The sequence below is a fragment of the Pseudomonas sp. TMW22091 genome (assembly GCF_022496705.1).
Taxonomy (GTDB): domain Bacteria; phylum Pseudomonadota; class Gammaproteobacteria; order Pseudomonadales; family Pseudomonadaceae; genus Aquipseudomonas; species Aquipseudomonas saxonica.
Genome location: NZ_SCFI01000005.1, coordinates 330,627 through 344,677 on the forward strand (window position 1 = coordinate 330,627; position 14,051 = coordinate 344,677).

Annotated in this window: 9 protein-coding genes; all 9 read right to left on the reverse strand. The window is 56.9% G+C overall.

The window, feature by feature from the left end:
* Position 1 precedes the first annotated feature (1 nt).
* Positions 2-535 (reverse strand): type II secretion system protein N, encoded by a 534-nt coding sequence (locus EQV93_RS12460; protein ID WP_240891661.1) that lies wholly within the window; start codon positions 533-535, stop codon positions 2-4.
* A 51-nt stretch (positions 536-586) separates the two neighbouring features.
* Positions 587-1,078 carry a cytochrome b gene (locus EQV93_RS12465; RefSeq protein ID WP_240891662.1) on the reverse strand — a complete coding sequence of 164 codons (492 nt, stop codon included), beginning with the start codon at positions 1,076-1,078 and terminating at the stop codon, positions 587-589.
* 84 nt (positions 1,079-1,162) lie between these two features.
* Positions 1,163-2,512: a lytic polysaccharide monooxygenase gene (locus EQV93_RS12470; RefSeq protein WP_240891663.1), complete on the reverse strand. Its 1,350-nt coding sequence runs from the start codon at positions 2,510-2,512 to the stop codon at positions 1,163-1,165.
* Positions 2,513-3,068: 556 nt separating this feature from the next.
* Entirely contained in the window at positions 3,069-4,139 is a 1,071-nt protein-coding gene (gene hemE / locus EQV93_RS12475; RefSeq protein WP_122785186.1) for a uroporphyrinogen decarboxylase, read from the reverse strand.
* A 262-nt stretch (positions 4,140-4,401) separates the two neighbouring features.
* On the reverse strand, positions 4,402-5,820 hold the full coding sequence (locus tag EQV93_RS12480; protein ID WP_122785187.1) for an FAD-dependent oxidoreductase: 1,419 nt from the start codon (positions 5,818-5,820) through the stop codon (positions 4,402-4,404).
* Positions 5,821-5,942: 122 nt separating this feature from the next.
* Positions 5,943-10,391 (reverse strand): glutamate synthase large subunit, encoded by a 4,449-nt coding sequence (gene gltB / locus EQV93_RS12485; protein WP_122785188.1) that lies wholly within the window; start codon positions 10,389-10,391, stop codon positions 5,943-5,945.
* A gap of 331 nt (positions 10,392-10,722) precedes the next feature.
* On the reverse strand, positions 10,723-12,276 hold the full coding sequence (locus EQV93_RS12490; RefSeq protein WP_240891664.1) for an AAA family ATPase: 1,554 nt from the start codon (positions 12,274-12,276) through the stop codon (positions 10,723-10,725).
* 10 nt (positions 12,277-12,286) lie between these two features.
* Positions 12,287-13,387, reverse strand: a complete 1,101-nt coding sequence (gene aroB / locus EQV93_RS12495; protein ID WP_122785190.1) for a 3-dehydroquinate synthase — start codon at positions 13,385-13,387, stop codon at positions 12,287-12,289.
* Between the two features lie 142 nt (positions 13,388-13,529).
* Positions 13,530-14,048, reverse strand: a complete 519-nt coding sequence (gene aroK / locus EQV93_RS12500; RefSeq protein WP_122785191.1) for a shikimate kinase AroK — start codon at positions 14,046-14,048, stop codon at positions 13,530-13,532.
* Between the last annotated feature and the right edge of the window lie 3 nt (positions 14,049-14,051).

Genomic DNA, 14,051 nt, shown 5'->3' on the forward strand with positions numbered 1-14,051 from the left:
TCTAAGGTTGTTCGGCAACGGGCCGCAGATGAAGGGAGATCGCTGGCGAGGCTGCGCCGGGCGTACCCGAAACGGGTAAAACGTGTTTACTGGCGGGCTTGAGGGTTAACCGTTCTTCGCGGCCATTGCGCCACAGCACGACATGGCTCGCCTCAACGCGGCGTAAAACACTGCCACTGGGTAACCGATCACCCTCTGCGTAGAACCGTGTGCTTTGTGCACCCGCAAGCAACGCCTGGGAGACACCGCGACTGGACACAAAGCTGGCCCGCAGTTGCAGCGGCTCAGCGCTCTGCACCCAAGGGCTCTGAGTCGCGAAGCCCAGCACTGTGGCAATGGCTTCGGGCGTGTACTGCCGGGGGGCTGGCGGGGTCGGCGCACTGGGCGGAGCCGATACCGTCACGGCACTCAGGGACTGGCTATATACCCATTCTTGCCACGCCAAAAAGCCGCCATAGCCCAGAGGCAATGCCAGCACTATCCAACCCACTGTTGTCGCCCAATAGCGGTTGAGCGCTACTGTCGAAATATTCAAAACTGCTTCATCACTGAACCTGCAACGCCTCTGCCAAAAATAAAGAGCGCTTTAACAAAACATTCGTTTGATAACCGACTGTCCTGATAGCTGATGCTTGATAACTGCGGCCACATGCAGGGTTATCAGCGCTGCCAGCAACACGCAGGCAGGTGTATGAATGCGGCCAAATAGGCCAGTCACATCCATGCTGTTAAAGGGCTGGGTAAACGTAACAACGTTAAAAAAAATTATCGGCCTGTCCATCATTAAAACACCGGAAATGAGGACAACAACTACCGACATATACATCATTGTGTGAACAAAAAATGCCAGCCACGGCGTCAGACTCTTCTCACCCGCTAAAGCACCATATCCTCGTCCAAAAGAGACATATAGACGCAACAAAAACACAGGCGCCAGTAATAAGCTCACTGACACATTAAGTTCACCCACAAAGACTTTCAGGGCTAAATTTTCGCTTATTAATCCGACATAAAAACCCGAGATCAATAACCAGATAATTGTCAGTGCCGAGAATCCGTGCAGCACTTTTTGCAACATCGAATATTTCATGATGGTACGTACTCTCACCTGCTATTGAGCATCGGGCTGCTCATAACGAGCCGCCCGATGCTTTAACGTTGGTTACTTCTCGGTCCAGGCATCAGACCAATGCGAACCTGTACCAGGCGCATAGTAAGCAGGGGCCTGTGAGCACCAGCCGGCAATCTTGCACACATAAACCTTGTCGGTTTGTGGTTGCAGGACCGCGGTGCCTACCTTGTAGTTGGCAATATCATCCGGGTAGATGGCGTCGAACTCATGACTGCTGCCTTCACCGGTCAGAGTGAGTGCTTTAAGGTCCTGGAAATTCTCACGACCGTCTTCACTGGTGGCAATCAACTTAAGGGAGTGAGCACCCGGCGCGCTTCGTACCGCCACGCTAACGGGAGCAGTGGTAGCGTCGATGGTTTGCTTTGTGACACCAACTTGTTTGTTATTTGCGTCGAAAACGGTGGCTTCAACGTCAATTTTTTTATTGGTCATCAGCGTAAAGCCAACATCGACCTGGCCTTTTTCCAGCACGTACTCGCCCGCCACATCATGCACATGCATATAGGCTTCCGGATCGGGAACCAGCGTGGTCTGCATTTGGTAGGTGGTGACACCGCTTTCTGCCTTGGCGAAGAAGCTATTGGTGCCTTTGATTGGCTCGATCACACCCTCTTCATTGCGAATACCGGCACGTACAGGCTTATTGGCTGCGTTTACAGCTTCAGCCAGCTTGAACGACCAATTCTCAGGTTGACCCTCTTCCACAGAATCGATATTCACGCTGAAGCTGTACTCAGCACTTTCAGCACTGCCTGTGAAAGCGCGAGCCTTGACCGAGTCGCCTGGCAGCAGGGACTGGTTGGCTGTCAGCGTACCGACGTTGGCATACCCGTCTGGATCTGGCGCAGCTGCAAGGATATTGACATCAACTACGTTGTAGAAAGCAGCGCCGGTGTTATCAATGGTCCAGGCACCCAAAATGATGTGATGGCCGGTGCGATCGGAAGGGATGACGCAATCATGCTTTTGAGCGCCAGGGCCTCCAGTGCCTTCAGCACCGTCAACCGGTACACCACCCGCGCCATCGACGGCGCAAAACGGTGCCGCGTCAAAGCTTTCACGGCTCAGTGGCAGGTTAGGATTCCAGCCCGCCTTGGTGATGAAGTATTCCCATTTGGTGGTTTTATGGGCAGCGGTGTACTGCCAAGCAAACTTGATATTGCGATCAGTCACGTCACTCTGGTGCCAACGAGTCGCCGACTGAGCATCAATGGTGCCGAACTGTGTCAAGCCACCACTGGCCAGTTGGCCATCGGGAGGGCCCAATACCGGAAAGCCCTTAGCGCCTTCACCGACGGATTGCGGCTCATCAGTTGCAGGGCCACAGCCAGTATTGAGGTTGATCCGGCACGCATAGGACCGTGAAGGGGGTTCGCTCATGTAACCGTGCGCGGCTACCTGCTGGGACGCGAACATGGCAGCCATTAACGTCAATGAGGATGCACACCCCATCAAAGCCCGAGACTTTGAAAGTGCAATTGTCATAAATAAAACCCTTCAGTTCATTATTGAATCGACACTAGGTCGTTTTTTATAGAGCAACTAAGTTGGATCAGACTAAACATTTCGCGCATCTGCGCAGACATCTCTTACACATTCCAATGACAACAGACATTCACAACCTGAACTCAGGTCACATACATCAGCCACCTTCAGAAAACACTTACACCGTATTAACAAACTACGCACAAAATGGGTTCAATCGCCGTTGGATTTTACAGAGCTGAAATAATCTTTATGTAGGAAATATCTTTAAGCAAAGTGGCTTTATTCCCAATAATAAAACTTATAAGCCTGAAAATATTTGTTACTATTTAATCACCCGAAGACTTTCTCCCTATAAATTAAGCATTTAAAGTTCTCGCCAACTCCTTACCGACTTTTATACAGGCATAAAAAAACCCGGCAGTGCCGGGTTTTTAAAAAAAGATAGTGCTTACTCTTGGTGATACTGCCCTGAGAACTCATGCACCGCGCTAATAAAGGCGCCTGCATGCTCGGGTTTCACTTCAGGGGTAATGCCATGACCCAGATTGAACACATGACCTGACCCCTTGCCGTAGCTGGCCAAAATGCGTTTGACCTCGGTGCGGATCGCCTCCGGGTTGGCATACAGAACGGTAGGGTCCATGTTGCCTTGCAGCGCAACTTTATTACCCACGCGACGACGGGCTTCACCCAAATCGCAGGTCCAATCCAGGCCCAAGGCGTCGGCACCTGCATCAGCAATGCTTTCAAGCCACAGACCGCCGTTTTTGGTGAAGAGAATCACCGGCACTTTACGCCCTTCGTGCTCACGGATCAGGCCGCTGACGATTTTGCGCATGTAGGCCAGGGAAAATTCCTGGTAAGCCGCAGAGGACAGATTGCCGCCCCAGGTATCGAATATTTGCACCGCTTGGGCACCGGCCAGAATCTGACCGTTCAGGTAAGAGGTGACCGACTGGGCAAGCTTGTCGAGCAGAAGATGCATCGCCTGTGGCGTGTCGTAGAGCATGGCCTTGGTTTTACGGAAGTCTTTGGACGAGCCACCTTCAACCATGTAGGTGGCCAGCGTCCAAGGGCTGCCGGAGAAGCCAATCAATGGCACTCGGCCATTTAGCTCTTTGCGGATGGTGCTGACGGCGTTCATCACGTAGCCGAGGTCTTTTTGCGGATCAGGGATCGGCAGTGCTTCGATGTCAGCCAGGGTGCTGACCACTTTCTTGAAGCGCGGGCCTTCACCCGTTTCGAAGTACAGGCCTTGGCCCATAGCATCGGGAATAGTCAGGATGTCGGAGAACAAGATGGCCGCATCCAGTTGCGGGAAGCGATCCAGAGGCTGCATCGTGACTTCGCAGGCGAATTCCGCGTTCTTGCACAGGCTCATGAAGTCGCCGGCCTTGGCACGGCTGGCACGGTATTCCGGCAGGTAGCGACCGGCCTGACGCATCATCCAGACAGGCGTTACATCAACGGGTTGCTTGAGCAAAGCGCGAAGGAAACGATCATTCTTGAGATCAGTCATGTCAGCGTCCGGAAGAAAAGTGCGGGCATTTTCTCAGAGACGGACGCAAAAGGCACGGCAAGTGCCGTGCCTTTTATCTATCGGGGCGATTAGTCGCATCGGGGTGAGGCTTTTCCCTCACCCCAACCCTCTCCCAGAGGGAGAGGGAGCTGACCGCGCGCGTACTCAAGAACACCTTCAAACCAGTCCCCTGCACGCACGCTCAAGAACACCTTCAAACCAGTCCCCTCTCCCTCTGGGAGAGGGTTAGGGTGAGGGGTTTTCAGACGCCCAGGTAATCCATGATCCCTTCTGCTGCCGTACGGCCTTCGAAGATCGCGGTCACCACCAGGTCAGAACCGCGCACCATGTCACCACCCGCAAAAATCTTCGGATGGCTGGTCTGGTGCTTGTACTTCGACTGCTCAGGCGCAATCACGCGGCCCTGACTGTCAGTCTGGATCTCGAACTGGTCAAACCACGTGGCCGGGCTTGGGCGAAAACCGAAGGCAATAATCACGGCATCCGCCGCAATGATTTCTTCAGAACCCGGAATCGGCTCAGGACTGCGACGACCACGGGCATCCGGCTCGCCGAGACGCGTCTCGACCACTTTCACACCCTGCACCTTGCCTTCCCCAACAATGGCAATCGGCTGGCGGTTGTAGAGGAATTTCACGCCCTCTTCTTTCGCATTCTTCACTTCTTTACGTGAGCCCGGCATGTTGGCTTCGTCACGACGATAGGCACAGGTCACCGATTTAGCGCCCTGACGAATCGACGTGCGGTTGCAGTCCATCGCCGTGTCGCCACCGCCCAGCACCACAATCTTTTTGCCTTTCATGTCGACGAAGTCTTCCGGCGACTTTTCAAAACCCAGGTTGCGGTTGACGTTGGCGATCAGAAAATCCAGCGCATCGTGCACACCGGGCAGGTCTTCACCGGCAAAACCGCCTTTCATGTAGGTGTAGGTGCCCATGCCCATAAAGACCGCGTCGTACTCGGCCAGCAGTTCTTCCATGCTGATGTCTTTGCCGATTTCGGTATTGAGACGGAACTCGATACCCATGCCGGTGAAGACTTCTCGACGGTGGCTCAGTACGGTTTTTTCCAGCTTGAACTCGGGAATGCCGAAGGTCAGCAAGCCGCCGATTTCCGGGTTCTTGTCGAACACCACCGGCGTCACACCGCCGCGCACCAGCACATCGGCACAGCCCAGACCCGCAGGCCCCGCACCGATGATGGCAACGCGCTTGCCGGTCGGCACCACCTTGGACATGTCCGGGCGCCAGCCCATGGCGAACGCGGTGTCGGTGATGTACTTCTCTACCGAACCGATAGTGACGGCCCCAAAGCCGTCGTTGAGGGTGCAGGCACCCTCGCACAGACGGTCTTGCGGGCACACCCGGCCACACACTTCAGGCAGGGTGTTGGTCTGGTGTGACAGCTCGGCGGCGGCGAGGATGTTGCCCTCGGCCACCAGCTTGAGCCAGTTGGGAATGAAGTTATGCACAGGGCATTTCCATTCACAGTACGGGTTACCGCAACCCAGGCAGCGATGAGCCTGCTCGGCCGATTGCTGGGGCTTGAAGGGTTCGTAGATTTCCACGAACTCTTTTTTGCGTTGCCGTAACAGTTTCTTCTTCGGATCTTTGCGCCCGACATCGATGAATTGGAAGTCGTTGCTGAGACGTTCGGCCATCTTCTAAACCTCTTTACAACAGCTGCAAGCTACAAGCTCCAAGCTGCAAAAAAATCGTATAAACCCGACATACCGCGCGCTGCTTTGAGCGGGTCGCTCAAAGCTTGCCGATTGCTGCAGCGTCACTGCGGACTGCCCAAAGTACTGGCAAGCAGAGACTTCAACGTCGCCGCTTTAGGTTTAACCAGCCAGAAACGGCGCAGGTAATCATCGAGGTTTTCCGAGAGGTTGCGACCCCACTCGCTGTCAGTCTCTTGCACGTATTCGTCCAGCACGTGCTGCAGATGGTTGCGGTACGCCTCCATCGCTTCGCCGCTGATGCGCTGGATTTCCACCAACTCGTGGTTAACCCGGTCAACGAAGGTGTTGTCTTGATCCAGCACGTAGGCGAAACCGCCAGTCATGCCCGAGCCGAAGTTGTAACCCGTTTTGCCCAGTACACAGACGAAACCACCTGTCATGTATTCACAGCAGTGATCGCCCGTGCCTTCAACCACGGTGTGAGCACCGGAGTTACGCACCGCAAAGCGCTCGCCCGCCGTGCCCGCTGCAAACAACTTGCCGCCGGTGGCGCCGTACAGACAGGTGTTGCCGATAATTGCGCTGTCTTGAGTCTTGTACACGCTGCCGGTAGGCGGAACGATCACCAGCTTGCCGCCGGTCATGCCCTTGCCGACGTAATCGTTGGCATCGCCTTGCAGGTACATGTTCAAACCACCGGCGTTCCACACACCAAAGCTCTGACCGGCAGTGCCTTTGAAGCGGAAGGTGATGGGCGCTTTGGCCATGCCCTGATTGCCGTATGCGCGGGCGATCTCACCCGAGATTCGAGCACCAATGGAACGGTCACAGTTGCAGATGTCGAGTTCGAACTCTGCGCCGCTCATGTCATTGATGGCAGCCGTAGCCATGTCGACCATTTTCTCGGCCAGCAGGCCTTTGTCGAACGGCGGGTTGCGATCCACTTCGCAGAACTGCGGCTTGTCAGCCGGCACGTTGTCGCTGCCCAGCAGCGGCGTCAGGTCGAGGTGCTGCTGCTTGGCGGTTTCGCCGGGCAGAATGTCGAGCAAATCGGTGCGGCCAATCAGCTCTTCAAGGCTGCGAACGCCCAGCTTGGCCAGCCACTCACGGGTTTCTTCAGCCACGTAGGTGAAGAAGTTGACCACCATGTCGACGGTGCCGATGTAGTGGTTTTTACGCAACGATTCGTTCTGCGTGGCCACGCCTGTGGCGCAGTTGTTGAGGTGGCAAATACGCAGGTATTTGCAACCCAGAGCGATCATCGGTGCGGTGCCGAAGCCGAAGCTTTCAGCGCCCAGAATCGCCGCTTTGATCACGTCCAGGCCGGTTTTCAAACCGCCGTCTGTCTGCACACGCACTTTGCCACGCAGGTCGTTACCACGCAGTGTCTGGTGGGTTTCAGCCAGACCCAGTTCCCACGGTGCGCCCGCGTACTTGATGGAGGTCAGCGGCGAAGCGCCAGTGCCGCCGTCATAGCCGGAGATGGTAATCAGATCGGCATAGGCCTTGGCCACGCCCGCGGCGATAGTACCGACGCCGGCTTCAGCCACCAGCTTCACCGATACCAGGGCTTTGGGGTTGACTTGCTTCAAGTCAAAAATCAGCTGCGACAAGTCTTCGATGGAATAGATGTCGTGGTGTGGCGGTGGCGAAATCAGGGTCACGCCCGGAACGGCGTAGCGCAATTTAGCGATCAGGCCGTTGACCTTGCCGCCCGGCAGTTGCCCGCCCTCGCCCGGCTTGGCGCCTTGAGCGACCTTGATTTGCAGCACCTCAGCGTTGACCAGGTATTCCGGCGTTACACCGAAACGACCCGTGGCCACTTGCTTGATTTTCGAGCTTTTGATGGTGCCGTAACGCGCCGGGTCTTCGCCGCCTTCGCCGGAGTTTGAGCGTGCGCCCAAGCGGTTCATGGCTTCGGCCAGCGCTTCGTGGGCCTCAGGCGACAAGGCGCCCAATGAAATACCTGCGGAGTCGAAACGTTTGAGAATCAGCTCCAGCGGTTCGATCTCTTCGATGGCCAGCGGCGTATCGAGGGTCTTGACCTGCAACAGGTCGCGGATCATCGACACCGGACGCTTGTCGACCAGTGCGGTGTATTCCTTGAACTTGCTGTAGTCGCCCTGCTGTACGGCGGCTTGCAGGGTGGCGACCACGTCCGGGTTGTAGGCGTGGTATTCGCCGCCGTGTACGTACTTGAGCAGACCGCCTTGCTGAATCGGCTTGCGCGCGCTCCAGGCTTCAGCGGCCAGCAGTTTTTGCTCGGCTTCAAGGTCGACGAAACGCGCGCCCTTCAAGCGGCTCGGTACGCCACGGAAGCTCAGGTCGCAAATTTCTTCGGACAGGCCAATGGCTTCGAACAGCTGCGCACCACGGTACGAAGCAATCGTCGAAATGCCCATCTTCGAAAGAATTTTCAGCAGGCCTTTGGTGATGCCTTTGCGGTAGTTCTTGAACACTTCATAAAGGTCGCCCAGCACTTCGCCGGTGCGGATCAAGTCGCCCAGCACTTCGTACGCCAGGAACGGATAGATCGCCGAAGCCCCGAAACCGATCAACACGGCAAAGTGATGCGGGTCACGACAGGTAGCGGTTTCGACCAGAATGTTGCTGTCGCAGCGCAGGCCTTTTTCGGTCAAGCGGTGGTGAACTGCACCTACCGCCAGCGAGGCATGTACCGGCAGCTTGCCAGGCGCGATATGACGATCGCTCAGGACAATTTGCGTACGCCCGGCGCGGGCCGCTTCTTCAGCCTGATCAGCGATGTTGCGCACAGCCGCTTCAAGGCCAAGGGTCTCGTCGTAGTTGAGGTCGATGATCTGACGCTCGAAACCCGGCAGATCGAGGTTCATCAACGAACGCCATTTAGCGGGCGAGATGACGGGCGAGCTGAGGATCACACGCGAGGCATGCTCGGGCGATTCCTGGAAAATATTGCGCTCGGCACCGAGGCAGATCTCCAACGACATGACGATGGCTTCACGCAGCGGGTCAATCGGCGGGTTGGTGACCTGCGCGAACTGCTGACGGAAGTAGTCATACGGCGTGCGCACACGCTGAGACAGCACCGCCATCGGGGTGTCATCGCCCATGGAGCCGACCGCTTCGTAGCCTTGCTCACCCAGCGGGCGCAGCACCTGGTCGCGTTCTTCAAACGTGACCTGATACATCTTCATGTATTGCTTGAGCTGGTCAACGTCATAAAACGCCGAACCGTGGTCGTGGTCGTCAAAGGTGGCCTGAATGCGCAGGGCATTCTTGCGCAGCCATTGCTTGTACGGGTGGCGCGACTTCAAGCGATTGTCGATGGCGTCGGTGTCCAGCACCTGGCCGGTTTCGGTATCGACCGAAAGAATCTGACCCGGGCCGACACGGCCTTTGGCAATCACCTCCTCCGGCTTGTAGTCCCATACGCCGATTTCCGAGGCGATGGTGATGTAGCCATTGGTGGTCGTGACCCAGCGCGCCGGGCGCAGGCCATTACGGTCGAGCAGGCAGACGGCGTAGCGGCCGTCGGTCATGACCACGCCCGCAGGGCCGTCCCACGGCTCCATGTGCATCGAGTTGTACTCATAGAACGCCCGCAGGTCGGGGTCCATGGTCTCAACGTTCTGCCACGCCGGTGGAATCAGCATGCGTACGCCACGGAACAGGTCGATGCCGCCGGTGACCATCAACTCGAGCATGTTGTCCATGCTGGAGGAGTCAGAACCCACGCGGTTGACCAACGGCCCGAGTTCGTCGAGATCGCCGATCAAATCATTGGCGAACTTGGTGCGACGGGCCTGCGCCCAGTTGCGGTTGCCGGTGATGGTATTGATTTCGCCGTTGTGGGCGAGAAAGCGGAACGGCTGAGCCAGCGGCCATTTCGGCAAAGTGTTAGTGGAAAAGCGCTGGTGGAACACGCAGATTGCGGTTTGCAGGCGCTCATCGCTCAGGTCTGGATAGAAGGCGGTCAGGTCCGCCGGCATCATCAGGCCTTTATAAATGATGGTCTTGTGGGAAAAGCTACAGATGTAGTGATCGCTGTCAGCCGCGTTGGACACCGAGGAGCGGCGACGGGCGCTGAACAGTTTGATGGCCATGTCCTGATCGCTCAGGCTGTCCCCACCAATGAACACTTGTTCGATTTGGGGCAGACGCTCCAGCGCCAGACGACCCAGCACGCTGGTATCAATCGGCACTTTGCGCCAGCCAACCAATTGCAGGCCGGCTGCGAGAATCTCGCGGTTCATGTTGGCGCGCGCCGCTTCGGCTTTGATTGGGTCCTGATTAAAGAACACCATGCCCACGGCATATTGCTTGGGCAAATCGATGCCGAAATGGTCTTGGGCGACTGCACGCAAGAACAGATCCGGCTTTTGAATCAGCAGACCACAACCGTCACCGGTCTTGCCGTCTGCGTTAATCCCACCGCGGTGGGTCATGCAGGTCAGGGCCTCAATGGCAGTTTGCAGAAGGGTATGACTGGGTTCGCCCTGCATGTGGGCAATCAGGCCGAAACCACAGTTATCCTTGAATTCATCGGGGTGGTACAGACCTGCTTTCATAGACACTTTCTCACCAGGCTGCCCCATAAAAGGGCAAATTTCTTTTAATTCAACCACTTGCTTCCCGCGCTGAACGTACGCCAGCTTGGCAGGGGCAAAAGGGTGGTCATTCTACACACCGTCATAAAGACCCACAAATTAAGCGGCGCTTTGCCATAAATTCGTGTCGCATTTATGAAAGGTTTAAAGCGATTGCTCGTGCTAGTCAAAACATTTTTGATGTTGACTGCTGCGCGGCACAGACACCAAGAGGCATGCGGCTTAAAGGCCGCATGCACAATCAGGAATTTTGATGGCGTAGAACGGCGACCTGGGTAAGGTCGCCGGATCATCAGCGAGCGGTTGCCAGCTCTTGTTGGACGCTGGCGACAGTGCGAGGCCAAGGTTTACCAGTCTGGATCTTCGCTGGCAAGTTCTTGATGGCCGCAGTTGCTGCGGCATGGTTCGGATAATTGCCGTAAGTCACAACGAACAGGGGTTTGCCGTTGAGGGATTTTTTGAAATAACGGGCTTCGCCGCCCAGCTCTTTCGCAACGCTTTGCGCAGAGGCTTCGGAGCTGGTGCCGACAATCTGCACCACGTAATTACCGGCAGGCTGGCTGCTGTACCAGCTACCACCAGGGGCGGCTTTGGCCAATGTCACCGGCTTGTCGGCTGGTTTGACCGCAGGCTTGGCAGCAGGCGCAGGCGCCGGCTTGGCCACTGGAGCAGGTGCTGGTTTAGCGGTAGCAACCGTGGGTGCTGGCGCAGCTGCCGGGCCTGCTGGCACACCCACAGGTGGCGCTGTGGTGGTCACGGTCGGTGGCTGAGCCACACCACCGTCTACGGCAGGCACACCGCCGTCATCGCCTTCAGCGATGCCACCGGCTTCTTCAGCCAGAGGGCCGCGCACGACAGGTTGTGACTGCCCCACCAGCGGCAAGGGCATAGGCTGCGATTTGCCGGCAAAGTCGATGGACGGGTTAGCACCGTCAGCCGAAGCTGCCTGCCCCAATTGCGTCTGCTCGGTACCCGGCGCAGTCGGCGTTTTACTGCGGCCCGGTATCAAGAAGGCGGCGGCCACAGCCACTACGACTACGGCACCAATGGCCAATACGTGTTTCTTAGGCATGTTGAACCCCATACTTGGACGCTTGACCGCTGAGCGGCTCGCTATCATGGCTTCGATCATTGCATCGCGGGCGACCTGATTGATGATGCCAGGCCAACCCTCGGAGCTCTCGTGTATATCTGAGATCTGCTGGGCGCTAAAGAGTTCGATCCCGCGACCCGCCCCTTCAAGGCGCTGGGCCAGATATTCGCGGGTTTCTTCCTCGGTGTAAGGCTGCAACTCGATCACGTGGAAGCGTTCTTCCTCCGCGCTCAGGTGCTCAAGCCCGTCAATCATCGACGGCTCGCCAAACAGGAACACATGCGGACGGCCTTCCGGAGCACCGGCAGCCAGCGCCAACAGGGCTTCCAGAGCGGATTCGTCAAGCTGCTCGGCATCATCGACCAGCAAGTAGACTTCCTGCCCGGTCAGCGCCAACTGCACCACTTGCGCCAGAATCGCCCCGACATCAGCGCTGGCGGCATTCAGGGTTTGCGCGACCTGACGCAAGATACCCGCTGCATCCATCCCGCCCCGCGCCGAGACGACGACACTTTGCACAGACTGTTTATTGGTGCTGGCGACCAGCGCCTGACGCAGCAAGGTCTTGCCGCTGCCCTCTGGGCCAGTCACCACCAACAGCAGCTGGCTGTAGCGGGCCAGGTGATGCAGCTGCCCAAGCACGGGCTTGCGCTGGGCCGGGAAAAACTTGAAACCCGGCACCCGTGGCGCAAAGGGGTCGTGGTTGAGCTGGAAGTGACCGAGAAACGCCTCGTCGGCATGCAAACTTGTCATCGGGATTTTATTAACCTTTAAGCTGAGCCAGCGCACGGTAATCCGCACCCAGCGTGGCCTGTAGAACTTCTTGTGGATAATCGTCAGTCACAATGGCTTCGCCCATGTGCCGCAGCAGAACCAGTCGCATACGACCGTCGATCACTTTCTTATCTACTGCCATGTGTTGCATAAAGTCGGACACGCTCATTTCAGCAGGCGGCACGACCGGCAAACCGGCCCGCTGGAACAGCCGAATGCCTCGATCACGCTCTTGTGCGCTGATCCAGCCCAAACGGCAAGACATTTCAAGCGCCATCACCGTGCCCGCAGCGACGGCTTCGCCATGCAACCACACGCCGTAGCCCATGTGGGTTTCAATGGCATGACCAAAGGTGTGGCCCAAGTTAAGCGTAGCGCGCACGCCAGACTCACGTTCATCAGCGCCGACGACTTCGGCCTTGGCCGCGCAGGAACGATGAATGGCTGCCGTCAGTGCAACCTGATCAAGCCCACGCAGCGCGTCCATGTTGTCTTCAAGCCAGGTCAGGAACGGTGCGTCGCAGATCAGCCCATACTTGATGACTTCAGCCAGGCCTGCAGACAGTTCGCGAGGCGCTAGCGTGTTCAGCGTTTGGGTATCGATCAGCACCAGCTGGGGCTGATAGAAAGCACCCACCATGTTTTTACCCAACGGGTGATTGATGCCGGTTTTGCCGCCCACTGACGAATCGACTTGCGAAAGCAAGGTGGTCGGCACCTGAATAAAGTTGACGCCACGCTGGTAGCAAGCGGCCGCAAACCCGGCCATGTCGCCCACCACACCGCCGCCCAGAGCGATCACCGTGGTGCGCCGGTCATGACGTGCCGTCAGCAGGCCATCGAAGATCAGTTGCAGGGTTTCCCAATTTTTGAAGGCTTCGCCGTCGGGCAAGATAATCGGCACCACAGAATACGACGCAAGGCTGCGGGTCAGACGCTCAAGGTAAAGAGGCGCGACCGTTTCATTGGTCACAATGGCCACTTGGCGACCGACAATGTGCGGGGCCAGCAACTGCGGCTGATCCAACAAACCTTCGCCAATATGAATCGGGTAGCTGCGCTCGCCTAGATCAACCGTCAGTGTCTGCATGAATCCCCGCGTTGAAACAGAGCCCGGCGCCCTGTTTCGCAATTATCAAATGATGGGACCCTGCGAACAGGCAGGGTCGGCGCCGAGAATAGCGCATTTCGTATCGCACTTTAATGGCTTGTAAAGCGAAGCCGCGACTGAGTTAACGCGGCGCCAGTTGCGCCAGACGTTCGAGAATATCCAGCACCACCATGCGCGGTGGCCGCTCGTCGGTTTCAACGATGATGTCGGCGATTTCCCGATAGAGCGGATCACGAATGGCCAGCAAGTCGCGCAGGATTTTCTCGGGGTTGGCGTTGCGCAATAACGGCCTGTTGCGGTCGCGCGCGGTTCGGGCCACCTGCTGCTCGATGGAAGCATGCAAATACACTACCCGTCCGCCTGCACGAAGCGCCTGCCGGTTTTCCGGGCGCATGACCGCGCCCCCACCGGTAGCAAGCACCACGCCATCAGCCTCGCACAACTCGGCAATCATTGCCGTTTCACGCTCACGAAACCCCGGCTCGCCTTCTTTATCAAAGATCCACGGGATGTTGGCACCGGTGCGCACTTCAATTTCCTTATCGGAATCTTTGAATGGCAAGTGCAACTCTTTAGCAAGTAAACGTCCGATGGTGCTTTTTCCAGCCCCCATTGGCCCAACAAGGATTAAATTTCGCACAGA

Bases quoted from the DNA above. Each gene is read 5' to 3' on its own strand.
- EQV93_RS12490 (WP_240891664.1), bottom strand. From the start codon at position 12,276: ATGACAAGTTTGCATGCCGACGAGGCGTTTCTCGGTCACTTCCAGCTC.
- EQV93_RS12480 (WP_122785187.1), bottom strand. From the start codon at position 5,820: ATGGCCGAACGTCTCAGCAACGACTTCCAATTCATCGATGTCGGGCGC.
- aroB (WP_122785190.1), bottom strand. From the start codon at position 13,387: ATGCAGACACTGACGGTTGATCTAGGCGAGCGCAGCTACCCGATTCAT.
- EQV93_RS12470 (WP_240891663.1), bottom strand. From the start codon at position 2,512: ATGAGCGAACCCCCTTCACGGTCCTATGCGTGCCGGATCAACCTCAAT.
- EQV93_RS12465 (WP_240891662.1), bottom strand. From the start codon at position 1,078: ATGTTGCAAAAAGTGCTGCACGGATTCTCGGCACTGACAATTATCTGG.
- gltB (WP_122785188.1), bottom strand. From the start codon at position 10,391: ATGAAAGCAGGTCTGTACCACCCCGATGAATTCAAGGATAACTGTGGT.
- hemE (WP_122785186.1), bottom strand. From the start codon at position 4,139: ATGACTGATCTCAAGAATGATCGTTTCCTTCGCGCTTTGCTCAAGCAA.